The organism is Eubacterium sp. OM08-24 (assembly GCF_003438075.1).
Lineage (GTDB): Bacteria > Bacillota > Clostridia > Oscillospirales > Acutalibacteraceae > Ruminococcoides.
Genome location: NZ_QSTA01000002.1, coordinates 156,976 through 180,038, shown reverse-complemented (window position 1 = coordinate 180,038; position 23,063 = coordinate 156,976). Strand labels below are relative to the sequence as shown.

Annotated in this window: 20 protein-coding genes; 10 read left to right on the top strand and 10 right to left on the bottom strand. The window is 41.8% G+C overall.

Annotated features, from left to right (window positions below):
- Positions 1-22 precede the first annotated feature (22 nt).
- The 6 genes from fba (at position 23) to DXC23_RS05815 (ending at position 9,316) form a co-directional block, all read left to right on the top strand.
- Positions 23-889, top strand: coding sequence for a class II fructose-1,6-bisphosphate aldolase (fba, locus tag DXC23_RS05840; RefSeq protein WP_117705221.1), 867 nt, complete (start codon positions 23-25; stop codon positions 887-889).
- A 189-nt stretch (positions 890-1,078) separates the two neighbouring features.
- On the top strand, positions 1,079-2,962 hold the full coding sequence (gene htpG / locus DXC23_RS05835) for a molecular chaperone HtpG (protein WP_117705220.1): 1,884 nt from the start codon (positions 1,079-1,081) through the stop codon (positions 2,960-2,962).
- A 162-nt stretch (positions 2,963-3,124) separates the two neighbouring features.
- Positions 3,125-3,802, top strand: a complete 678-nt coding sequence (locus tag DXC23_RS05830; protein WP_117705219.1) for a hypothetical protein — start codon at positions 3,125-3,127, stop codon at positions 3,800-3,802.
- A gap of 80 nt (positions 3,803-3,882) precedes the next feature.
- The gene (locus DXC23_RS05825) at positions 3,883-7,377 is read left to right on the top strand and encodes a dockerin type I domain-containing protein (RefSeq protein WP_117705218.1); all 3,495 of its coding nucleotides are present in this window, start codon (positions 3,883-3,885) and stop codon (positions 7,375-7,377) included.
- A 102-nt stretch (positions 7,378-7,479) separates the two neighbouring features.
- The gene (locus DXC23_RS05820; RefSeq protein WP_242997430.1) at positions 7,480-8,823 is read left to right on the top strand and encodes a triacylglycerol lipase; all 1,344 of its coding nucleotides are present in this window, start codon (positions 7,480-7,482) and stop codon (positions 8,821-8,823) included.
- A 13-nt stretch (positions 8,824-8,836) separates the two neighbouring features.
- Complete coding sequence (locus DXC23_RS05815; RefSeq protein WP_117705217.1) at positions 8,837-9,316, top strand: dCMP deaminase family protein; 480 nt, start codon at positions 8,837-8,839, stop codon at positions 9,314-9,316.
- A gap of 124 nt (positions 9,317-9,440) precedes the next feature.
- On the opposite strand, the gene DXC23_RS05810 is transcribed toward DXC23_RS05815, so the two are convergent.
- From DXC23_RS05810 to hflX, 7 genes are all read right to left on the bottom strand, one after another.
- Complete coding sequence (locus DXC23_RS05810; RefSeq protein ID WP_117705216.1) at positions 9,441-10,457, bottom strand: zinc-binding dehydrogenase; 1,017 nt, start codon at positions 10,455-10,457, stop codon at positions 9,441-9,443.
- Complete coding sequence (locus DXC23_RS05805) at positions 10,454-11,059, bottom strand: TetR/AcrR family transcriptional regulator (RefSeq protein WP_117705215.1); 606 nt, start codon at positions 11,057-11,059, stop codon at positions 10,454-10,456. Before DXC23_RS05805 ends, DXC23_RS05810 begins: the two co-directional genes overlap by 4 nt.
- Before the next feature lie 19 nt (positions 11,060-11,078).
- The gene (locus DXC23_RS05800; RefSeq protein WP_117705214.1) at positions 11,079-11,432 is read right to left on the bottom strand and encodes a dihydropteridine reductase; all 354 of its coding nucleotides are present in this window, start codon (positions 11,430-11,432) and stop codon (positions 11,079-11,081) included.
- Between the two features lie 139 nt (positions 11,433-11,571).
- On the bottom strand, positions 11,572-12,240 hold the full coding sequence (locus tag DXC23_RS05795; protein WP_117705213.1) for a UDP-N-acetylglucosamine pyrophosphorylase: 669 nt from the start codon (positions 12,238-12,240) through the stop codon (positions 11,572-11,574).
- A 32-nt stretch (positions 12,241-12,272) separates the two neighbouring features.
- Positions 12,273-12,491, bottom strand: a complete 219-nt coding sequence (locus tag DXC23_RS05790) for a hypothetical protein (RefSeq protein WP_117705212.1) — start codon at positions 12,489-12,491, stop codon at positions 12,273-12,275.
- The gene (locus DXC23_RS05785) at positions 12,488-13,066 is read right to left on the bottom strand and encodes a phosphatase PAP2 family protein (protein ID WP_117705211.1); all 579 of its coding nucleotides are present in this window, start codon (positions 13,064-13,066) and stop codon (positions 12,488-12,490) included. The genes DXC23_RS05790 and DXC23_RS05785 overlap by 4 nt, the downstream gene beginning before the upstream one ends.
- An 84-nt stretch (positions 13,067-13,150) precedes the next feature.
- The gene (gene hflX, locus DXC23_RS05780; RefSeq protein WP_117705210.1) at positions 13,151-14,401 is read right to left on the bottom strand and encodes a GTPase HflX; all 1,251 of its coding nucleotides are present in this window, start codon (positions 14,399-14,401) and stop codon (positions 13,151-13,153) included.
- 154 nt (positions 14,402-14,555) lie between these two features.
- On the opposite strand from hflX, the gene DXC23_RS05775 reads away from it, so the two are divergent.
- The 4 genes from DXC23_RS05775 (at position 14,556) to DXC23_RS05760 (ending at position 18,638) form a co-directional block, all read left to right on the top strand.
- Positions 14,556-16,019, top strand: coding sequence for an FAD-binding protein (locus DXC23_RS05775; protein ID WP_117705209.1), 1,464 nt, complete (start codon positions 14,556-14,558; stop codon positions 16,017-16,019).
- Positions 16,019-16,861 carry a carboxylating nicotinate-nucleotide diphosphorylase gene (nadC, locus tag DXC23_RS05770; protein ID WP_117705208.1) on the top strand — a complete coding sequence of 281 codons (843 nt, stop codon included), beginning with the start codon at positions 16,019-16,021 and terminating at the stop codon, positions 16,859-16,861. The genes DXC23_RS05775 and nadC overlap by 1 nt, the downstream gene beginning before the upstream one ends.
- A 34-nt stretch (positions 16,862-16,895) precedes the next feature.
- Entirely contained in the window at positions 16,896-17,483 is a 588-nt protein-coding gene (gene thiT / locus DXC23_RS05765; RefSeq protein WP_117705207.1) for an energy-coupled thiamine transporter ThiT, read from the top strand.
- A gap of 138 nt (positions 17,484-17,621) precedes the next feature.
- Positions 17,622-18,638, top strand: a complete 1,017-nt coding sequence (locus DXC23_RS05760; protein ID WP_158552461.1) for a CPBP family intramembrane glutamic endopeptidase — start codon at positions 17,622-17,624, stop codon at positions 18,636-18,638.
- 52 nt (positions 18,639-18,690) lie between these two features.
- Here the strand turns inward: DXC23_RS05760 and DXC23_RS05755 are convergent, their stop codons facing one another.
- The 3 genes from DXC23_RS05755 to trpS all read right to left on the bottom strand — a co-directional run bounded on the left by DXC23_RS05755 (position 18,691) and on the right by trpS (position 23,052).
- Positions 18,691-19,509 (bottom strand): DUF11 domain-containing protein, encoded by an 819-nt coding sequence (locus tag DXC23_RS05755; RefSeq protein WP_147329128.1) that lies wholly within the window; start codon positions 19,507-19,509, stop codon positions 18,691-18,693.
- A gap of 497 nt (positions 19,510-20,006) precedes the next feature.
- Positions 20,007-21,860: a bifunctional UDP-sugar hydrolase/5'-nucleotidase gene (locus DXC23_RS05750; protein WP_158552457.1), complete on the bottom strand. Its 1,854-nt coding sequence runs from the start codon at positions 21,858-21,860 to the stop codon at positions 20,007-20,009.
- A gap of 193 nt (positions 21,861-22,053) precedes the next feature.
- A complete protein-coding gene (gene trpS, locus DXC23_RS05745) occupies positions 22,054-23,052 on the bottom strand; it encodes a tryptophan--tRNA ligase (protein ID WP_117705203.1) in 999 nt (332 codons plus the stop codon).
- Positions 23,053-23,063 lie beyond the last annotated feature (11 nt).

Here is a 23,063-nt window from a genome sequence, read left to right as displayed (position 1 = left end):
TTTACTACAAAGGAAGATTAATATGCCATTAGTAAACGCTAAAGAAATGCTTACAAAAGCAAAAGCAGGCCACTATGCAGTTGGTCAGTTCAACATCAATAACCTTGAGTGGACAAAGTCAATTCTTTTAACTGCTCAGGAGCTTAACTCACCTGTAATTCTCGGTGTATCTGAGGGCGCAGGTAAATATATGTGCGGTTATAAGACAATTGTTGGTATGGTAAACGGTATGCTCGAGGAGCTTAACATTACTGTTCCTGTTGCTCTTCACCTCGACCACGGTTCATACGAAGGCGCTAAGGCTTGCATCAAGGCTGGTTTCAGCTCAATTATGTTTGACGGTTCACATTATCCAATCGAAGAGAACATTGCTAAGACAAAGGAACTCGTAGCTGCTTGTAACATTCTCGGTCTTTCACTTGAGGCTGAAGTTGGTTCAATCGGCGGTGAGGAAGACGGCGTTATCGGTATGGGAGAGTGCGCAGATCCTAAGGAATGTAAAATGGTTGCTGACCTCGGCGTAACAATGCTCGCAGCAGGTATCGGTAACATTCATGGTAAGTATCCTGCAAACTGGCAGGGTCTTAGCTTTGAAACTCTTGACGCTATTCAGCAGCTCACAGGCGATATGCCACTCGTACTCCACGGCGGTACAGGTATCCCTGCTGATATGATCAAGAAGGCTATTTCACTCGGCGTTTCAAAGATCAATGTAAACACAGAGTGCCAGCTCGCATTTGCTGATGCTACAAGAAAGTATGTTGAGGCAGGCAAGGACTTAGAGGGCAAGGGCTTTGACCCAAGAAAGCTCCTCGCTCCGGGCGCAGAGGCTATCAAGGCTACTGTTAAAGAGAAAATGGAACTCTTCGGTTCAGTTGGTAAGGCTTAATTTTATATATTATCTTACAATATTTTCGCAAATTCAAACCTCCGTCTTATGGCGGAGGTTTTTTGTGTGCAGACAATATTACACATAACCACCACTTTATCTATTGAAAAAATAAGCAATTTGATGTATAATATAATATTAGTACGAAAGAATGTAGTACGCATTATTAATTAAAAAGGAAGTAATTTTATGGCTAAGAAAGAATTTAAATCAGAGTCAAAAAGACTTCTCGACCTGATGATTAATTCAATTTATACTCATAAGGAGATTTTCCTCAGAGAGCTTATTTCAAACGCAAGCGACGCTATCGACAAGCTTTGCTTTATTGCGCTTACAGATGATAAGCTGAATATGAGCAGAGAAGATTTTAAAATTTTTATAAAGCCCGACAAGGAAAACCGCACGCTTACCATTACCGATAACGGTATTGGTATGGATAAGGATGACCTTGAAAACAACCTTGGTACAATCGCATCTTCGGGTTCATATAAGTTTAAGCAGGAAATGAGCGAAAAGCAGGACGATATTGACATTATCGGTCAGTTCGGCGTCGGCTTTTACTCAGCTTTTATGGTAGCAAAGAAAATTACCGTTGTTACTAAGAAATACGGCTGTGACACAGCTTACAAGTGGGAATCTGACGGCGCAGACGGCTACGAAATCACAGAAACCGAGAGAGATGAAATCGGTACAACTATTGTGCTTGAGATTAAAGACAATACCGATGAAGAAAACTATGACGAGTTCCTTGAGCAGTACAGAATACAGGGACTTATTAAGAAATATTCCGACTATATCCGCTATCCTATTATGATGGATATGACTCACAGCAGAGTTAAGGAAGAAACTAAGGACAGCGACAAGCCTGAATATGAGGACTACACAGAAACCGAAACTCTTAACAGTATGCTCCCGATTTGGCAGAGAGCCAAGAAAGATGTTAAGCAGGAAGAGTACGATAATTTTTATCGTGAAAAGTTTATGGCTATGGACAAGCCTTTGCGTACAATCGTAACTTCCGTAGAGGGTGTTGTTACATACAAGGCATTGCTTTTCATTCCGTCACAGGCACCTTACGATTACTATACAAAGGAATACAAAAAGGGACTTCAGCTCTACTCAAGCGGTGTTCTTATTATGGATAACTGCGAGGAGCTTTTGCCTGAGCATTTCAGATTTGTAAAGGGTATTGTAGACAGTGCAGACCTCTCGCTTAATATTTCAAGAGAAATGCTCCAGCATGACCGCCACCTTATAACCATTGCTCAGAACATTGAAAAGAAGATTAAAAACGAGCTTACCTCAATGCTCGCAAATGACAGAGAAAATTACGAAAAATTCTTCAATGCCTTTGGCAGACAGCTCAAGTACGGTGTTGCATCCGATTACGGTATGCACAAAGAGGAATTGCAGGATTTGCTTATGTACTACTCCTCAACAGAGAAAAAGCTCGTAACCCTCTCTGAGTATGTTGACAGAATGAAAGAGGATCAGAAGTTTATTTACTTTGCTGTCGGCGAGAACATTTCATCAATCGACAATCTCCCGCAAACAGAGCTTTTGCGCTCAAAGGGCTACGAAATTCTCTACTGCACAGAGGAAATTGACGAGTTCTCACTCCAAACACTTATGCAGTATAAGGATAAGAAATTCTGCTCGGCAACAAACGATGACCTCGGCATTGAGAATGACGAGAACAAAGAGGAAGAAAAGGACAGCAGTGCAATCCTTACATTTGTAAAAGAAACTCTCGGCGATAAGGTCAGCGAAGTTGTTGCATCTAAAAAGCTCGTTTCTCACCCTGTTTGCCTTACCGCAAAGGGCGGAATTTCATTTGAAATGGAAAAGTACTTCAACGCAGTTCAGCCTGACAGCGGTATGAAAGCTCAGCGAGTTCTTGAGCTTAATATGAACCACTCGGCTGTAAAGGCAATGGAAAGCGCAGTGCAGACAGACATTGAAAAAGCAAAGAAGTACGCAGAACTTCTCTACAATCAGGCACTCCTCATAGCAGGACTTCCAATCGAAAATCCGGGCGAATACGCAGACCTTGTTTGCAGTCTTATGGTGTAATTTAATATTTTGAATTTATACTCCCGTTTAACCGACTGATTATGGTTAAACGGGAGTTTTTATGTTAATTTTTACATCAAAACGGTTAATTACAACAAATATATTGAAACATATATTTTTATATTGTATAATAATGTTAAAATAAGGCTTGAGGAGGATATTATGAAAAGGCAACAATTTTTAAGCAAATTTTTGGCAATTACACTTGTAGCTACAATTATTTTTTCGGTATTTACAGTTAGTGTAAGTGCGGTAACAAATGATGAAAATGCAAGCGCACAGAATGCAAGCATTCAGAACAACCTATCCGTTCAGGGTACAAGCTCGGTGGGCGCAATGCTTGCGAATGAAATTGAAGATAAAAACGAAGAAACGGAGGAGAACAATGGCTGTAATGTATTTTCTGTTGCAGTTTCGGGCAACAATGCCGTAATTTCGTTTGAAACCATTGTTGACGCAACCTTGCTTGTGGCTATTTACAACGAGAACTGCGACACACTTATTGCAACAGGCACAACAGAGGTAAAAAAGGGTGAAACCGAGAGAAATGTTACCCTTGATACCGAGAATATGCCACAGTACTTTTATGTAAAGGGTTATCTTATTGACACAGTTACAAACAAGCCTTTGTGTACCGCTTATTCTTCACCGATGTATACAAAGGAAATGCAGGAATTTCTTGCAAAAACTACCGATGACTTTGACGAGAACAAAGTGCTTAATTTCGATAACGAAGACGATAATAACTTTGCTGTTTATAATGGAGATGTAAAACTTGTTGATGATTCGGCGATAAAAACAAGGTTACAAAAAGTGACGATACCACAAAAACCTATGTAATCGAAAATATAGACGAGAGTATTTCTTCTCTTAATGAGGGCGATATTTTCTCTTATAATTACAGTGACGGCGACGCACTTGTGGTAAAAATTGCAAATATCACCATAGACGGCACAACTGCAACTATTACAGGTGCGGATACCGAACTTGACGAGGTATTCGATTATGTAAAGATAGACAGTACCGCTAAAAAGTCGGATTTTACATATGACGATTCAAACCTCAGTGATGAGTTAAAGGTTGAAGAGGCGTCAAGCAGGAGCAGAACCTCAAGAGCGGTGGATATGGAGGCTTCGGCAGCATTTTCTACGGGGTTTGCGATTAATTATTCCCCTAATGATACCATTTCTGTAACAGGCTCATTGAGCTTTGGACTTTCGGTTTCGGCAAAGGTTTATGTATCTCTCAGCTATCAGTACCTTGAACTTATATCAAAGCAATCCTTGGGTGTAGAAATCAGCGTGTCGGCAACTATGTTTTCGCACGATTTTAGTTTGGGCGAGTACGGAGTATCTCCTGTTCCGGGATTATACATATCAATAGAGCCGGCTGTTTCTTTTGAGGGTGAAATTGAAGTATCGTTTGGTGCTTCTGTTGAAACTCAATTCGGCTTTAGTGTGTCAAGCAGTGAGGGCTATAAAGATTTAAGCAAAGCGGCAGAAATAAAAACAGAGCTAAAGGTAAAAGGAAAGCTGTTTATCGGCTTAAAGGTTACAGGCAAAGTAAAGCTGCTCGGCGCTGTTGCGGAGGGCGGAATTTCGGGAAAAATAGGGCCTGAAATAAGTGCCGAGTTTGCAGAAACGGGCAATAACGAGGACTATAAGCACGATTGCGGCACCTGTCTTAAGGGTGAAATAAATTATATAAAAGGTATAAGCGTTTATGCAAAGTTTTTTAATTCAGATAAGCTAAAGTTTGAGTGGTCGGCATCTAAAAGCTATAAGGGCGGCGACTTTTACTATTCATTTGATTATAATCAGTTTGGTTTTACCACCTGCCCGCATATTACATACAAGGTAACGGTTGCGGTAAGGGATAAAGGCAAAAAGCCTGTAAGTGGTGCTACTGTAAACGGTACAGAAACAACCGACTCCAACGGCATTGCGATATTATATTTACCTAACGGCAACCATAGTATTACCGCCTCATATAGCGGTCAGGCGGAGTCAACCGTTTTAACCGTAAATAATGCGGCAACATCGGCTGAACTTGTGTTTGGCGGTTCACAGGGTAATACGGATTACGACTTTACCCCGACAGGCGAAATAGCCCCAATAGCGGCAGGTAGCAATCACTCGGCGGCGGTTACAAAAGACGGCGATTTGTATATGTGGGGATCTAACGGAGGTGGACGGCTTGGCAACGGAAACAGAACAAACAGTTACACTCCGGTAAAAATAATGAAGAATGTAGCGGCGGTAAGTCTTGGCGATGAGCACAGTGCGGCAGTAACCAAGGACGGCAGTCTGTATATGTGGGGATATAACCGATACGGGCAGCTTGGCAACGGAAGCACAACAGACAGCTATACTCCGATAAAAATAATGGAAAATGTAACGGCGGTAAGCCTTGGCTATTATCACAGTGCGGCAGTAACCAAGGACGGCAGTCTGTATATGTGGGGAGCTAACTATTGCGGGCAACTTGGCAACGGAAGCACAACAGACAGCTATACTCCGATAAAAATAATGAAAAATGTGGCGACTGTAAGCCTTGGCGGCATTCACAGTGCGGCAGTAACCAAGGACGGCAGTCTGTATATGTGGGGATATAACGGTAGCGGACAGCTTGGCAACGGAAGCACAACAGACAGCTATGCTCCGATAAAAATAATGGAAAATGTAGCAACGGTAAGCCTTGGCGACTATCACAGTGCGGCAATAACCAAGGACGGCAGTCTGTATATGTGGGGAGATAACTATTACGGACAGCTTGGCGACGGAAGCACAACAAACAGCTACACTCCGGTAAAAATAATGGAGAATGTAGCGATGGTAAGCCTTGGCTATAATCACAGTGCGGCAGTAACCAAGGACGGCAGTTTGTATATGTGGGGAAATAACAATTGCGGACAGCTTGGCAACGGAAACACAACAAACAGAAGTACTCCGGTAAAAATAATGGAAAAAGTGGCGGCAGTAAGTCTTGGCGGCAACCACAGTGCGGCAATAACCAAGGACGGCGGACTGTATACCTGGGGAGATAACTATTTCGGACAGCTTGGCAACGGAAGCATAAAAAACAGCTATACTCCGATAAAAATAATGAGTAATGTTGTAAGCAGTGCTGGCGGTTCCCATACAATAGCCTTAAAAAATAACGGTACGGTATACACCTGGGAAGATAACGAATACGGACAGCTTGGCAACGGAAGTACCTCAAGCAAAGCCTCGCCTGTTGCTATTCAAATTTATGACCATACTAAGGTGCTGAGGGCAAAGCAGGCACTCGAACCCGTAGGTGCGTCATCCTCTAAGCATACCGCTAAGTTTGCAGGCTACACACAAAACGGTATTTATAATTTTTATTCATTAAAAAATAAGAATGTCGATAAGCTCTTAACAGATGATAATGTTTTGTATGTAGATCAGGTACGGGCTGACGCTAACGGCAATATATCTGTAACCTACACTCCAAAGGCAGATTGCGATACACCGTATGAGTTTGTGGCAAGCATTACACAAATTAGCCTGAGCAACGCAGAGGTAACTGCCGAAAACCTTACTTACAACGGAAAAACGCAAGCTGTTAAGCCTGTTGTAAAGGTAAACGATTACACCCTGTACGAGGGCATTGACTACACACTTACAGGTGCATACGAGGCTAAAAACGCCGGCGAATATACATACACAATAGTGGGCAAGGGTGATTTTGTAGGATACACTACAAAGACCTTTACAATTAACACTGTTGATGTGAATGACTGCAAGGTTTCGAGCATTAACTCGGTGCCGTATTCGGGCAAGGAAATTCAGCCTGATGTTGCAGTAACAATGGACGGCTACACCTTAGCGAAAGATGTTGATTATACCGTAGAATACCAAAACAACCTCAATGTGGGCATAGGTATTGTTGTAATTAAGGGTATAGGCAATTTCACAGGAAGAAATATTTGCTGGTTTGATATTACAAGGTGCGATATTTCAACAATTCCTAAAATTGTTGTTAAAAACTGCGAGTACTCCGGCAAGGCGGCTGTTCCCGAAATGATACTCGAAAACAACGGCATTGCCCTTGTTAAGGATAAGGACTATACCGTAACATTCAAAAATAACACTTCTGTCGGCACTGCCACTGCTATTATCAGCGGTATTGGTAATTACAGCGGAACTGTTGAAAAAGCATTTACAATCGGCAACATAATGGTTGGAGATGTTGATATGAACGGCAAGGTTGATGTAAATGATGTAACTTTGATTATGAAATATAATGTTGATTTAATTAATTTATCAAGCGAGCAGGCAGAGCTTGCAGATGTCAATAATGACGGCTATGTTGATGTTTTGGATGTAACCCTACTTCAACAATACATTGCAGGGTATGTAACAGAGCTTGGGGCATTAAGTTTAAGATGATTAAAAAGCGGTCGCTAATTGCAGTGACCGCTTTTGCTATGTCTTATTTACTTTTTGTTGCAATTTTCGTGTGTGCGTGTTATTATAAAAACAGGTGATTTAATGAAAAAATCCAAAGTATTTACATTCTTTTACAGAGTGCTGCTTTGCGTTGTGCTTATGTTTGGCATTAACTCTATGCTGCTTTCTGTGGTGCTTGAAAAATGGTATTTGTCATTTTTCGGAGTTATGCTTTTTGTGCTTGCAAATGTTTTTCCGTCTGTTGCAAAAGGCGGCTATCCGTCTTTTAAATTCAGAATGATTGCACACGGCAGTGAATTGCTCTTGCAATTTTTAATAACAACTCTGCTTTCGTGCGGGATTTATGTTTACTCGGCTTTTCAAATGCTGCCCGACAGTTGGATAAAATGGGCAATATCCCTTGGCTGTGCGGTGCTTGCGGAGTTCGTTTTGTTTTGGAACGGCATAATTTCCGTTTACTGCTCATCGGTTCAGCTTGGCATAAAGCATAGGGTAATCGGCTTGCTGTGCGGATTTATTCCGATTGCAAATCTTGTTTGCCTTGGCATAATTATAAAAATAACTATGAGCGAGGTTAATTTTGAAATTGACAAAGCCGAGCTTGACAAAAGCCGAAACAGCCAAAAAATTTGCAAAACAAAGTACCCGATTTTGCTTGTGCATGGCGTGTTCTTCAGGGACAGTGCCTACTTAAATTATTGGGGAAGAGTTCCTGCCGAGCTGGCGGCAAACGGTGCGGAAATTTACTACGGTAATCACGAATCAGCTGCATCTGTTGATGAAAGCGCAAAGCAGCTTGCCGAGCGAATAAAGCAGATCGTTGCTGAAACAGGCTGTGAAAAGCTGAATATTATCGCCCATTCAAAGGGCGGACTCGATTGCAGAAAAGCTATTGCCTGTTATGGTGTTGAGAATATGACAGCGTCGCTCACAACTATTAATACTCCGCATCGTGGCTGTGGCTTTGCCGACTATCTTTTAACAAAGGTTTCTCCGAATGTTAAAAATAAAATTGCTGCTGCATACAACGCAGCTTTGAAAAAATTTGGTGACAAAAATCCCGACTTCATTGCGGCTGTAACTGATCTTACTCAGGAAAACTGCAATAAATTAAATACCGAGGTGTTTGATTCGCCTAAGGTTTATTATCAGAGCTTTGGCTCAAGGCTCAACAGAGCAGGCAACGGAAAATTTCCGCTTAATTTTTCGTACAATCTTGTAAAATATTTTGACGGCGCAAATGACGGATTGGTTTCGGAAAATTCATTCCCTTGGGGTGCAAAATATACTTACATTACCACAAATGGCAAGCGAGGTATTTCTCACGGCGATATGATTGACCTTAATCGTGAGAATATTAAGGGCTTTGACATAAGGGAATTTTATGTGCAGATACTTGCAGATTTGAAAAAAAGAGGTTACTGATAAGGAGGATAAGATGAAGAGAAAAGATTATATTTCGTGGGACGAATACTTTATGGGCGTGGCTATACTTGCGTCTAAGCGCAGTAAAGACCCAAACACGCAGGTGGGCGCTTGCATTGTTGACAACAACAATATTATTCTTTCCACAGGCTACAACGGTTTTCCGTTTGGCTGTTCCGATGACGATTATCCATGGTGCAGAGATGGCATTGACACAAAGTACAATTATGTAGTACACGCCGAGCTTAACGCAATTTTAAATGCGAGGGGAAACAACCTAAAAGGTGCAAGACTTTATGTTGACCTTTTCCCATGCAACGAGTGCGCAAAGGCGATTATTCAGTCGGGCATTGCCGAGGTGGTTTATCTTTACGATAAATATGCCGACAGCAGTGCGACAGTTGCATCAAAAAGAATGTTGCAGTCGGCAGGGGTAAAGTGCCGTAAGTTTACCTCGGATAAAAAAAGTCTTTCTGTTGATTTTGACAAATAACAAACATATAAAAGCTGTATCCGATAAAATGTTACTATTTGATTATACATCAATAATTATATAAAACAAGCTGTATTGTAAAGTCTATGTAAAAAGCCCTCGCTGCTGCACGAGGGCTTTAATACTAAAATTTTATAACAACACTGCCTGCGTGGTTTACATCACTTGCGGTCTGCAAGGCGGTTTTCAGTTTGTCAATCGGAAATTCGTGGGTAATTATACTCTCCAAATTCCAATTACCGCTTACCATAATTTTTTGCACATCACGCACATCTTCGGGCATATATCCGCCAGAGCCTACAATGCTTTTTTGAGAATATGTAATATGCAGCAAATCAAGTTTGCGCAAAGCTTTGTTTACGGCAACGGCAACAAAATGACTCTCGATTTTTCCGTATTGCATAAAGTCATCAAAAATATTTTCTGCGCCTGCGGTATCTATCCAGCAATCAATATTTGCTGTTTTGACTGTTAATGACGGCGCTGTACCAAAATATTCTTTTGCGTGCAAATCAAAATTGCCGCTTGAAACATTGCATACCTCAAAGCCGAGGTCTTTGGCTATGTTTAGGCGGAAGTCCGAGGCGTCGCACATCATTACACGCTTAGTACCGAAATATTTAAGGGCAACCGCCGCAGCAATACCTATTGTGCCACAGCCGAATACTGCTGCGCTGTGGCTGTTTATGCCTGAATTAACTGCTCGTCTTGCGGCTCTGCAGCCTACCGTAAACGGCTCAATAAGACTTGCGAGCTTGTCAGAAATTCGCTCATCAACATCATAAAGCGAGTGGTTGCGCTTAGCGTTTGGAATAAGTGTGTATTCCGAAAATCCGCCGATAGTTCCTGCTCTGCGAGTATCGCCCTTTGCATAAAGCGGGTACGGATACACACGCTCCGAAACCTTAAATTCGGTTACATTATTACCGATTTTTACAACCCGTGAGATTGTTTCGTGCCCAAATTCACCGCCTACGGTTATTTTGTGGCCTGTATTTTTACCGTGGTTAAACACAGCAACATCAGTTCCGCAAATGCCCGAATAAATATTTTTAATAAGCACATCATTGTCACCGACTTGCGGAATATCGGTTTCTTTAATTTCAATATTTTCTTTTCCTAAATAAATTCCGGTTTTCATTGTGACCTCCGGTTTTCTTTGTTGTCAGGCAAAACGCAATCTTCAATAATTGCAATGAGATTTTCAACAGACTCCTTGCAGTCGCTTTTCAGCCATTCCGATATAATCGCCATAAGTCCGCTTATGTAAAAAGACATAATGTAGTTTCTGCGTTCCTGCGGTATTTTAAATCTGTTCATAATTGGATTGAAAATGTGCTCGAACATTAATGAGTAGCTTTTGTCAAGATTAAGCACGCTTGCGTTTTTAACCGAGGTTTTAAAAATGCTTTTGTGCTCCTTTATATATGAAAGGTAGGGGATAAGATATTCGGGTGTTATTAAGTTAAGCTCCTCTATCGGGCAATCGTTGAGCTTTGACATAAAATCGACCGAATTTATTTTCATATAATCAAGGAAATGCCTGTTTATATATTCAACGCTTTCAGAAAGCAGATCGGATATAGTTTCATAGTGCAGATAAAAAGTCGAGCGGTTTACGCCTGCCCTTTTGCAAATTTCCTTTATGGTTATGTATTCAAAATCCTTTTGCTCAAGCAGTTCAAGAAATGCAATATCCATTTTCTTTGCCGTATTAAAATATTTGCTTTCTGATTTGTTCATATCTGCACCTTCTTTTTGTTTATTTATCGCTGATTTCCTTTGCAAGCTGTACGATTTCAAAAGCGTATTTCTGTTTGCCCTTGGCAAGCATTTTTTTGTAAATCGGGTAGTTTACGCTTATGCCGATTATTCCAATAACACCAAGTATAATTCCGATTATAAATGAAACGGTTGAACTGTCGCCAATCTGTCCCATTGTAAGGCACATACCTATGCCTAAAATCAAGGCCGAGATAATGCCCAAGGTATAAGTAAAAATTGTGGCAGGGCGCTTTGCTTTTGCGTCAAGCTTTTTAAGAGCTACTACCTTTGATGTATCCTTTGGTGTATATTCGTTTGCGAGCTGTTCTGCATAAATTTTATCTGTGTTCATAATTGAACCTCCTTTATTTGATGATTTTATTATAAAGGAGATTTTCCGTAAACAGAACAACACAAAAGCCACTTTGTGTTGTAATCAAAATATAAAATAAGCAGTCGACTGTGCGACTGCTTAGATTAACAAATTATTATCAGATTTTATCTGCAATTTCGCCGAGGCGCTTGTAAATGCTGTTTGCCTCTACATAACCTCTTACAAATGAAAGAGGATAAATATTTGTGTTTCTGCCGACTACCGAGCCGGGGTTTAATACGCTGTTACAGCCAACCTCAACATGGTCGCCGAGCATTGCACCGAATTTTTTAACGCCTGTTTCTACCTTTTCGTTGTCGCAATTAACTGTAACAAGCGACTTGTCGCTCTTGAGGTTAGAGGTAATTGTGCCTGCGCCTGTGTGCGACTTGTAGCCGAGAATACTGTCGCCGATGTAGTTGTAATGCGGTACTTGTACTCCGTCAAAGAGAATTGAGTTTTTCAACTCTGTTGAGTTGCCTACTACCGCACCCTTGCCTACGATTGCGCAGCCTCTGATAAATGCGCAGTGTCTTACTTCTGCGTCCTCACAAATGATGAGTGGGCCGCCGAGGTGAGCAGATGGGTAAATAGTTGCGCTCTTTGCAACCCATACATTTTCTCCACGCTGTTCGTAGATTTCAGGGTCAAGAGTTTTGCCGAGCTCGATTATAAAATCTTTGATTTTAGGAAGTGCCTCCCAAGGATAGTCGAGCGTTTCAAGAAGTGGTTTTGCAATTGTTTTGTCGAGGTCATAAAGATTTTTTATGAGCATTTTTTCATTCATTATGTATTATTTCCTTTCGGTTTAAAATCAAATTATGCTGCAAAAAACAGCCAATATCCATACGAGTCCTTACCTGCAATAAACTTTACTCCGTCACTTGTGTATTCCGAGAAAACATAACTCTTTTTGTCAAGCGGCGAGGTAACGGTAACGCATTTGCCTGTACCGCACCATCTTTCGTTAAATACATTAATTCCCCTTATTACAAAGTAGTCCTTTGAGGTTTTGCCTAAATATCTGTGTTCGGTCATTTTACATCACCTTTTTTACGAATAATCTTTTTGTTAAGACGGTTATCCCAGCCGAAATTTTTAAATATAAGACAAGTTATTATTGCAAGCGCAATACCGAGTACAACACCACAGATTACATCTGTAGGATAGTGTACACAGTTGTAAAGCCTTGAAAACGCAATGAGAAAAGCAAGTACAGCCGTAAAAACGGCGAACTTTTCTTTGCGTATGATAATTACCGTTGCAGCGGCAAACGACGAGGTTGTGTGTCCCGACGGAAAGCTGAATCCTGTCGGCGTAATTCCGTTTACGGTAAAGTCGTAGGTTACAAACGGACGGGGGCGGCAGATAATATTTTTTATGCCGAACTCACCGAGCAGCAATCCCAAAATCATTGCGCAAAGCATTATAACTCCCGTTGCCCTTGTCTTTTTGAAAAGGCAGAGCGTAAGTCCGAGTATAATCCAGATAAGACCTTTTTCACCGAGAAAGCTCATTACAGCCATAAATGTATCAAGAAAATCACATTTTATGCCTTGTATTGACTGCAAAACCGATGCGTCCCACGGAGTGATTGTTTCAAAAAAAGACATAATTTCTCCTATAAATGTTATATGCCGCTTGCTGATATGCTTATAAACATATTATAGCAAACGACATTTGTTTTTTCAATAAATTTAGTCAATAAGATATTTTTCTGCTTTAGAATACAGCTTTTCATCAAGGATTGCCTCAACCTTAATGCCCTCGGCAACATAGTCCTCACTGATAAGCGTTGCATTTTTGCGGATTTCGGCAACCAAGCCAGCGTCTGCAAAAGGAATGAGCAAAGATACTCTTTTTACTCTTACAGGCAGGTTATCGTCAACAGCTTTTAAAAGGTCGTCAATGCCTGTGCCGTTTTTGGCGCTTATCTTGACATATGAGCCTATCTCCTGCGGAAAACTCTCTTCTTCCAAAAGGTCGCACTTGTTTAGTACGGTGATAATCGGTGTGTCGCCGCAGCCGAGTGAATTTAAAAGGTCGGTTGTAACCTGCATATGCACTCTTGCCTCATCGCTCGAGGCATCGCATACATTCAAAATAATGTCTGACAGAGCCGCCTCTTCAAGAGTTGAGCGGAAAGCCTCAACAAGGTGGTGCGGAAGTCTGCGTACAAGTCCTACCGTGTCAATCATCATAACCGTAACGCCGCTTGGTAGCTTGAGAGCTCTTGATGTAGGGTCAAGAGTTGCAAAAAGTTTGTCCTGAGCAAGCACCCCCGCATCGGTAAGATAATTCATAAGGGTGGATTTTCCTGCGTTTGTGTAGCCTACAATAGCGCAGGTGATAACTCCGTCTTTCTCTCGGCGCTTTCTCAGCATTGAGCGGTGCTGTTCCACCTCGGCAAGCTCTGCCTTGAGGGTTTCCATTCGCCTGCTGATGTGTCGGCGGTCGGTTTCAAGTTTTGTTTCGCCCGGGCCTCTTGTGCCTATGCCGCCGCCAAGTCGTGACATTGCCACGCCCTTACCTGTAAGTCGGGGCATAAGGTATTTAAGCTGAGCAAGCTCTACCTGCAGCTTGCCCTCTTTTGACCTTGCACGCAAAGCAAATATATCGAGAATAAGCATTGTGCGGTCAATGGTTCGTGTGTCGGTTTCTGCCTCTATATTTCGTATTTGAGTAGGGGAAAGCTCGCAGTCAAACACGAGCAAGTCGATTTCCTGCTGTTTGCAAATATCCGCAATTTCCTGCAATTTGCCTGTGCCCACATAAGTGCCTGTTTCGGGGCGCTTTAAATTTTGTGTGACTGTAAATACAGGTTCTACACCCGCACTTTTTACAAGCTCCTTTAGCTCGGCAAGAGATGCCTCTGCGTCATAGTCGCCTGTGTCAACGCTGACAAGTACAGCCTGCGTAATTTTTTCTTCGTTACTTATCATTTCCATAATTTCACCGTTTTTATCAGAAAATAAAAGATTTTGTTTACATTTTATTTACTATTCCTTTAATAAGTAGTATAATATATTGGTATAAATTTGTAAACAACATTTTTACTATTAATTATTTGCAAATTAAATTTATATAATCGGGGTTTTACAAATGGATAAAAAATATGATGTAATAATTGTCGGTACAGGTGCTGCCGGACTTTATGCGGCACTCAATCTGCCGGAGGATATTAACGCTTTGCTCGTTTCAAAAAAGGAACTTACGCTTTCCAACTCCTCTTTGGCACAGGGTGGTGTGGCAGCAGTGCTTGATACTGTTCACGACAGTTACAAGCTGCATATTACCGATACACTTATTGCAGGTAAATACAAGAATACTCTTGATGCGGTAGAAAAACTTGTTACGGAGGGCCCGTCGGATGTACTGAACATCAAGGAGCTTGGCGTTGACTTTGACCTTAACGAGGACGGCACAATGTGCAAAACTCTTGAGGCAGGTCACAGCAGACACAGAATTGTGCATCATAAGGATTCAACGGGTAAGGCTATTGTTGACGCACTTATTGAGGTAGTTAAGACACGCAAAAATATTACAATTCTCGACAACTGCCTTGTGTATGCGATTGACAAGGTGCTTAACGGCTTTTATGTAAGTGTTGTTAAGGACGGCGAAAGCAAGACCTACGGCTGTAACTTCTGTCTGCTTGCAACAGGCGGTATAGGCAGAGTTTATAAATACACCACAAACTCGGCTATTGCCACAGGTGACGGCATTGCTTTCGCATATATGATGGGCGCAAAAATCAAGCACCTTTCAAGAGTTCAGTTCCACCCGACTGCTTTTGCGGCTGAAAAGGACAGAGAAAGATTTTTGATAAGTGAGGCTGTTCGTGGCGAGGGAGCTGTTCTCCTTAACTGCGAGGGTAGACGATTTGCCTCGGATTATGACAGCAGAGGCGAGCTTGCTCCGAGAGATGTTGTGTCTAATGCGGTTATAAGAGAGTCAATAAAAACTCACAGCGAAAAGTTCTATCTTGATATTACACACAAGCCTGCCGAATTTATTAAAAACAGATTTCCTATGATTTACGAGCGCTGCCTTGAAGAGGGAGTAGACATTACGGTAGATAAAATTCCCGTATTCCCTTGTCAGCACTACCTTATGGGCGGCATTGATGTTGATACAAACTCAGAAACCTCTATTGAGGGACTTTTTGCGGCAGGCGAATGTTCACATACAGGTGTGCACGGCGCTAACCGTCTTGCAAGCAACTCATTGCTTGAGGCACTTGTATTCTCAAGAACAGCCGCAAATGTAATTACAGAAAGATTAAGAAAAGAGCGCAAGCCGCTCGGCAGACAGCCGCTTAAAAAGTCGATTGATGGCAAGGCACTGCCGCATGGCTACCGTTCGCAGATAAGAGAGATTTTGCAGGATACATATTTTGTACTTCCTAAGCCTGAAAAGGCAGAGGAAAGCTACAACAAGGTTGAGCAGATTCTTTCCGAACTTGTATCGGACGATTTTGCTGTTACATCTGACTATGTAGAGGCAAGAAGTATTGCAATCGTTGCAAGTATTATTCTTGAAGAATTTAAGGAGGGCATTAAATAATGCTAATCAACAGTATTTATGCAGATAACATTATAAAGACAGCTTTGCTTGAGGATATTAACTACCTTGATACCACAACCGACTATCTCATTGACGAGGAACAGGAAGATACCGCAAAATTCCTTGCAAAGAGCGACGGCGTACTCTGCGGTATTGAGATTGCACTTCGTGTTTTTGAAATTTTACAGCCGACAGGTTTTGAGGCTAGGGTTTATAAAAAAGACGGCGATGTGCTCAAGAAGGGCGATATTATTGCGGAAATTCACGGCAAAACCCGTACAATCTTAAAAGGCGAGCGTACAGCGCTTAATCTTATTCAGCATATGAGCGGTATTGCTACCGCAACTCACAATGCCGTTGAAATTGTAAAGGGCACAAACGCATCTATTGCCGATACAAGAAAAACTCTCCCCGGACTTCGTGCATTGCAGAAGTATGCGGTAACAGTAGGCGGCGGAAGAAACCACAGATACAACCTTTCAGATGCGGCTATGCTCAAGGACAACCACATTGACGCAGGCGGCGGAATTGCAAATGCCGTAGCCAAGCTCAAGACAAAGCTCGGTCATATGACAAAGATTGAGCTTGAGGTAAGAAACCTTGATGAGTTAAGACAGGCACTTGATGCTGATGTTGATGTTATTATGCTCGACAATATGAGCCCTGCCCTTATGAAAGAGGCAGTTGAGATTACAAATGGCAAGGCATTGCTTGAGGCAAGCGGCGGTATTACAGACGAAACTTTAAGAGAAATTGCCGAAACAGGCGTTGACATTATTTCAATGGGTGCGCTTACTCACTCGGTAAAAGCGTTTGATATTTCGCTTAAAATCGCAAAATAATTTTTATACACATAATAAAGAAAAGTAGAGTAGAATGAAGAAAACAGGAATAAATAAAAATGTGATTATGCTCTGCGAATGTGCGGTTATGGTTGCGCTTGCAACTGTATTGAGCCTGATAAAAATCGAGTTTCCGTACGGCGGAAGTATTACGATTTGCAGTATGCTGCCGATTTTGATTATCGGTTATCGTTACAAGCCGTTGGCAGGTTGTCTGACAGGTGTTGTCTACGGACTTATTCAGATGCTTTTCGGTATGTCAAACTTTGCGTATGCAACTTCTTGGCAGGCAACTCTTATGATTCTCTTTTTCGACTACCTTATTGCCTTTGGCGTAATCGGTCTGGGCGGAGTTTTCAGAGGTATTAAAAATCAGGCAGTCGGACTTGCTTTGGGCGCATTGCTTGCAAGCGTGTTGAGATTTTTGTGCCATTTCTTAAGCGGTATTACCGTGTGGGCAGGTTTTGCGGACGGTATGCCTGTTTGGCTGTATTCGCTTATATACAACGGTTTGTATATGCTCCCCAAATTTGGCATATTGATTGCAGGCGCAATTATACTCGGACTTTTAATTGATTTCGGAAGTGAAAAGCTCGGTCCAATCAGACGAGCTGAGAAATAAGTTTTAAGCAACAAGCCTTCCTCTTATGAGGGAGGCTTGTTTAGAATGGAATGGGTAAAATTGTGTCAAAGCATAAAACTTAGCTTTAAAAATTTAAACTTTAGGTGTTCCCAAAAATTCATCAGAAAGGATAATCAAATGGATAAAAAACTAATCAACCGAGAAATACGCACACTCTCAAATTACAGCTCACTGCCGCTTTTATGCTTTGTGATTTTATCGCAGATGTGCTCGTATTTTGTGTATTTTATATTTGACCTGCTTAAAGGCGCTGACATCGGCAACGATTACGGTTTTAAAATGTTTATCAGCTACTGCTTGATTTACCTTGTGATAATGCCGCTTATTCTTCTGATTTTTTCGGAACTGCGTGGCAAAAGGGTAGGTCTTTCGCTGAAAACCTGCTTTGTAAAACCGGCAAAGCCTGTCGGTTGGATTATTAAATATGTAATAATAGCAATCGGCTTAACATATGCGCTTGCGTTTTCATCGTCAATTATAAGCTCATTACTTGAGTCGGTCGGCATAAATCTTAATACCACCGATATTTCATTCGGTGATTCGCCTTTTGGCATAATAACAACAGTGGTTGCCTTGCCTCTGTTTGCTCCGCTCTTTGAGGAGCTTTTGTTTAGGGGCAGTATTTACAGAAACAACGAGCCGATGGGGCAGTGGTTCGCAATCATTGTTTCGGGCGTTGCGTTCGGTTTATGGCACACAAACTGCGTTCAAACCATTTACGCAACAGGTATGGGCATTATTGCCTGCGCTCTTTACGCAAAAACACGCTCGGTAATTCCGTCTATGATAGTCCACTTTGTCATTAATTCCATAGCAGCGGTTCAACAGCTTTGCTCAAACGGCATTGATACCGATGAGATTATCGGCGCAAATCCCGAATATATATCAAGCCGCATTGCTCAGATTTCGGTTTTAGGTTTAAGCGGGCTTTTGGTGTTTGGCATAGTTATTGCGGCAATAGTCCTTTCGATTATTGAGCTTGTAAAGCATCGTGGCCGCTTTCCTTTATATAAGGGAAGATATAATATTTCTATCGGCAAAAAACTCGGTGTGTATTTTTCAGCACCCGTAACTATTATTACCTATGTAATTCTTGTTTTTGAAACAGTTGTAAACGCTTTGTATGGCGGATAAAGTAATGTGGTGACATTTTGTGAATGTCACCACTGTTTTTATATTCTTTGTTTTAAATTGTCGGTGCTGTACCCGTAATAATCGCTGTTGCAAATGAGCCTGCCGGAATTGTAACCGGTTCGGCATTGCCTGTCGGGAATTTTAGAACATTCTCGGCCTGCGTCCACTGATCAGCATTGTATATAACAGTAGGCTGACCGTTTACCGTAAGCTCAATGCCCGTTACTTTGTAGCCGACAGGAAGTGTGTCGGTAAATATAATGCCTTCGGCGGCAACCGTACCCTCATTCTGCGCAATGAGAGTGTAAGGAAGAATACCTCCCGATGCAACGCTTGACGGAGCGGCTTTGAGCAGAGTTACAAGTTCTTGCTGTGCAGGTGCTATTGTTGCGGTGTCGGTTGCGGTAACCGTTGTAGCAAGAGGAGTAGTTGCCGTTACCGTAGCTGTGTTTGTGATTTCGCCTGACTGTGCGGCAGAAGGAAGAAGTGACAGCGCTATTGTAAGCGACTGCCCTGCCGCAAGTGCGCCAAAGCCTGAAATACTGAGAGAATTATCTGTTCTTGTAACTGTCGGTGTAATTGCCGTTGCCCACAATCGTGCAACAGCCGTACCGTCAATATAGTCAAGCAGTTTAGCGGCTGTGTCGCTGCCGAGATTATCCGATACTGTAATACCGGTAAGATTGCCTGTTCCTGTATTTGTTACAGTCATAACATAACCGACCGGCTCGCCCGGAACATAATTTGTCAGCAAAGCGTCTTTTGCAATGGCAACGGACTGCGATTCCCGAACTTCGGTATCTACTTCGTTTGAGTTTACAGTCTGAGCATTATTGTAGGTCAGCGTTGCCGAGTTTTTGATAATAGCCATATTTTCGCCGCCTTGCTTTTCGTTATAATCCGTAAAATTATTTTCTTTTGCTTTATATGATTTTTTATTTTGCAAATCATTTATTTTACAGGGGACTTTACTTGTCCCTTGGTATATAGTATGACAGCACCTGCAAAGTGTTACATTATAATGTATATAAAAAGGTTCTATGATAATGTTGGGAGAATTTAATAAATTATGGTTTAACTAACTTTCGGTCTGGCAACAAAGGAAAAGATATTCTTATAATATGTGCCGTCATTGTGTAACAATGACGGCACATTATTTTAACTATTTTTTTTAAAAGGCTGTCGCCTGTTTTTACAAACTTAGTTTTTGGTGCACGCAAACAGCTTTGCTGTTTTTGCGCCTGCAAGTAAGATATAAAGGAAACTTTCACGGGCTCTGCCCGAACCCGCACCCCTTTAAAAGGGGTGACCTGAATTTTAAGTTTATTAAACTAAACTTTGTGTGTTACATCGCTATTACTGCTTATATCAATCTTTATTGCACTTTTTGCCGACTAATACAGCAAATGTACCGCCGGATACGAGGGCAAGCAAAGCAACAAGTGTTGGAATATAGCCTGAAGTTTTAACGGTATTGTTATCCTGAGAGTTGCCTTTAGCTGCGCTGTCAGCGGTTGCCATAGATGTAGTGGTTGCAGCGGTTGACGGTTCAGTGTAGGCAGGTGATGTAACTGATGTAGCAGGCTGAACGGTTGCAGGCTGCACTGTTGTTGGTTCTGTTACATCTGCTTTTGCAAGAAGATTTTCTTTTTCTGCCGCCTGTTCAAAGTTTCCCTTTGAAATATAGTCACGAAGTGCCTGCTCGCAGGTAGTGTATTCTTTTGCAATCGGCTGTGTGCTTGCAGTACCGTAATCGGAGCTTGAAAAAGCATAGTTGTTAGAAACGACCTTGTAAGTCTTGTTGAGGTCAATCGGTTTGCCGCCAATCAAAACATTAGAAACTCTGTTTCCCTGTGGCTTTGCAAAGTTATATTCAGCACTCAAGCCGCTGAACTGCATTACAGAACCGCTGTTATTCGGCCAGCTGTACTGATATGGGTCTTCTCCTTTTTTAATTGCCTCTTTTTGCAGATCATAAACCGCTGAATTTTCCTTCATAAGGTCAACGGTAAAATTCAGAATATCCATAATCTGACTGCCTGTAAGCTCTTTTTCTATAAGCACATTTCCGTACGGTGAAATTGAAATTAAATCTGAATATGTAACATTGCCCTTGCGTATACCGGAGCGAATACCGCCTGCGTTTTCCATAGCTACATCAGCACCTGTGTAATCAAGGTAAGCGGCTGTAACAATTCTGCCTATTTTCTGTTCGCTTGTGCGTATTTCTTCCCAGCTGTAAGGATAATCGTTTTTGCTTTCGCCGATTACCTCGTTAAGCACACTTTCCTCACGCTTTTCAATGGCAGAGATTTTTCCTGCAATGTCGGCGTCCGACATATCCTGAGTTTCGGCAGAGGTATATACTTTTTCAGACGCTTGTGTAACGCCAAGCTCTTTGTCATATGTAAGGGTAAGCACACCTACATCGTAAAAATAATAGCCTGCCTCTACAACTCTAACGCTCTTGCCGTCTTTGTTTGTGTAATCCTTATCAATGAGAATATGCTGATGTCCTGCTATAACGGCATCAATTCCCGAAGTGTTGGCTACAAAATCATCAAGATTATTGTTATGGGTGATTGCAAGAACTATGTCGCAGTTTTCGTCATTGCGTAGCTTTTGTGCAACCTCGTTTGCTTTGTCGGTATCTTCTGTGAAACGCACATTTTCCACATTCTTAGATGCGGTCGATGTATAAAAACTTTCGTCTGTAACACCGAGCACACCTACCTTTAGCTCTGTGCCGTCATCGGCAGTAACGGTCTTTACAAAGTAGGTGTTGTCAAAGAAACTGTCGCCGTTGTCATCTACAACATTTGCGGCTAAAACCTTAAATGTGCTGTTTTCGTCAAGCTCCTTTACTCGGTCTGCGCCGTATGACCAATCATGGTTGCCCGGGGTCATAGCGTCATAGCCAAGGTCGTCCATCAGCTCAGCTATACTTTTGCCGTTCTCAACCGTTGCAAAGGACTGGCCATGAAATGTGTCGCCTGCATCGAGCAATAGATCTGCATTTTCTTTGCTGACAATCGTTTTGAGCGAGTCAAATCCGATTTGTCCGTTTGAGGTCGATTTGTAATAACCGTGAATATCATTTGTGTGAACAATATGAATTTCGGTTTTCGTTTCTTCTGCGGATACGCTGTAAACGGAAATGCCCGACAATACAGCTGCTGTAAGAAATATACAGCATACCTTTTTGTTTTTTGCTTTTTTCATATTATCTCCTTTTGAACACTGCATTAGATATAATATTGTTTTGCTTATTAATTGATTATATTTTACCATATTGTAAAATGATTTCAATAGCTTGCAAAACAATTATTTATATATTTTATTGCAAAAACCGCCCAGCCTAAAGTATAAGGCTGAGCGGTAAGTTTTGAAAATTATTTAAACAAGATTATAAAAATTATAAAATAAAGCCAATCTTTTTCATAACCTTATTCATTGTGCGGCTGCTGATTTTAAGTGCAATTTCGTCAGCCTTGCGGTAACATTCCTCAAGGTATGCCTTGTCTTTGATATATGATTCGTAGCGCTCACGAATCGGGCGGAGCTCCTCTACTACTGCCTCGCCGACAGCTGTCTTAAAGTCGCCGTATCCCTTGCCCTCAAAGTCGTGCTCAATCTGCTCAAAGCTAAGACCTGTAATTGTGCTGTAAATACCCATAAGGTTATTGATGCCGTCTTTGCCCTCGCCGTAGTGAACATGAGCCTCGCTGTCGGTAATTGCACGCTTGAATTTGCGCATAATTGCCTCAGGTGAGTCGAGAAGATGTACGCAACCGTTTACATTTTCGTCTGACTTACTCATCTTCTTTGTAGGGTCTTGCAAGCTCATTACTCTTGCGCCGTTCTTTGGAATAAATCCCTCAGGAATTTTGAAAACATTGCCGTAAAGACCGTTGAAACGGGTTGCAATATCTCTTGTAATCTCAATGTGCTGCTGCTGGTCTGCACCGACAGGTACTTTGTCTGCCTGATAGAGCAAAATATCGCCTGCCATAAGTGACGGATATGTAAAAAGACCTGCGTTGATGTTGTCAGCGTGCTTTGCCGACTTATCCTTGAACTGTGTCATTCTTGAAAGCTCGCCAAACTGTGTGTAGCAGTCGAGCACCCATGCCATTTCTGCGTGTGTGTGCACATGGCTCTGAATGAAGAAAAGGCTCTTTTCTGTATCAATTCCGCAAGCGAGGATTGATGCGTATGCGTCGAGAATATTTTTTCTCATCTGTGCAGGGTCTTGTCTGACTGTAATTGTGTGGAGGTCGGCAAGAGCGTAAATGCAGTTGTATTCGTCCTGCATGGTTACCCAGTTGCGAATAGCGCCGAGGTAGTTGCCAAGTGTGATTGTACCACTCGGCTGAATAGCACTGAATGCGATTTGTTTCTTTTCATTTTCCATAAATATTCTCC

Excerpts from the sequence above, each read along its gene's own strand:
- fba (WP_117705221.1), top strand. The coding sequence starts at position 23 with ATGCCATTAGTAAACGCTAAAGAAATGCTTACAAAAGCAAAAGCAGGC.
- htpG (WP_117705220.1), top strand. The coding sequence starts at position 1,079 with ATGGCTAAGAAAGAATTTAAATCAGAGTCAAAAAGACTTCTCGACCTG.
- DXC23_RS05830 (WP_117705219.1), top strand. The coding sequence starts at position 3,125 with ATGAAAAGGCAACAATTTTTAAGCAAATTTTTGGCAATTACACTTGTA.
- DXC23_RS05820 (WP_242997430.1), top strand. The coding sequence starts at position 7,480 with ATGAAAAAATCCAAAGTATTTACATTCTTTTACAGAGTGCTGCTTTGC.
- DXC23_RS05815 (WP_117705217.1), top strand. The coding sequence starts at position 8,837 with ATGAAGAGAAAAGATTATATTTCGTGGGACGAATACTTTATGGGCGTG.
- DXC23_RS05810 (WP_117705216.1), bottom strand. The coding sequence starts at position 10,457 with ATGAAAACCGGAATTTATTTAGGAAAAGAAAATATTGAAATTAAAGAA.
- DXC23_RS05805 (WP_117705215.1), bottom strand. The coding sequence starts at position 11,059 with ATGAACAAATCAGAAAGCAAATATTTTAATACGGCAAAGAAAATGGAT.
- DXC23_RS05800 (WP_117705214.1), bottom strand. The coding sequence starts at position 11,432 with ATGAACACAGATAAAATTTATGCAGAACAGCTCGCAAACGAATATACA.
- DXC23_RS05795 (WP_117705213.1), bottom strand. The coding sequence starts at position 12,240 with ATGAATGAAAAAATGCTCATAAAAAATCTTTATGACCTCGACAAAACA.
- DXC23_RS05790 (WP_117705212.1), bottom strand. The coding sequence starts at position 12,491 with ATGACCGAACACAGATATTTAGGCAAAACCTCAAAGGACTACTTTGTA.
- DXC23_RS05785 (WP_117705211.1), bottom strand. The coding sequence starts at position 13,066 with ATGTCTTTTTTTGAAACAATCACTCCGTGGGACGCATCGGTTTTGCAG.
- hflX (WP_117705210.1), bottom strand. The coding sequence starts at position 14,401 with ATGGAAATGATAAGTAACGAAGAAAAAATTACGCAGGCTGTACTTGTC.
- DXC23_RS05775 (WP_117705209.1), top strand. The coding sequence starts at position 14,556 with ATGGATAAAAAATATGATGTAATAATTGTCGGTACAGGTGCTGCCGGA.
- nadC (WP_117705208.1), top strand. The coding sequence starts at position 16,019 with ATGCTAATCAACAGTATTTATGCAGATAACATTATAAAGACAGCTTTG.
- thiT (WP_117705207.1), top strand. The coding sequence starts at position 16,896 with ATGAAGAAAACAGGAATAAATAAAAATGTGATTATGCTCTGCGAATGT.
- DXC23_RS05760 (WP_158552461.1), top strand. The coding sequence starts at position 17,622 with ATGGATAAAAAACTAATCAACCGAGAAATACGCACACTCTCAAATTAC.
- DXC23_RS05755 (WP_147329128.1), bottom strand. The coding sequence starts at position 19,509 with ATGGCTATTATCAAAAACTCGGCAACGCTGACCTACAATAATGCTCAG.
- DXC23_RS05750 (WP_158552457.1), bottom strand. The coding sequence starts at position 21,860 with ATGAAAAAAGCAAAAAACAAAAAGGTATGCTGTATATTTCTTACAGCA.
- trpS (WP_117705203.1), bottom strand. The coding sequence starts at position 23,052 with ATGGAAAATGAAAAGAAACAAATCGCATTCAGTGCTATTCAGCCGAGT.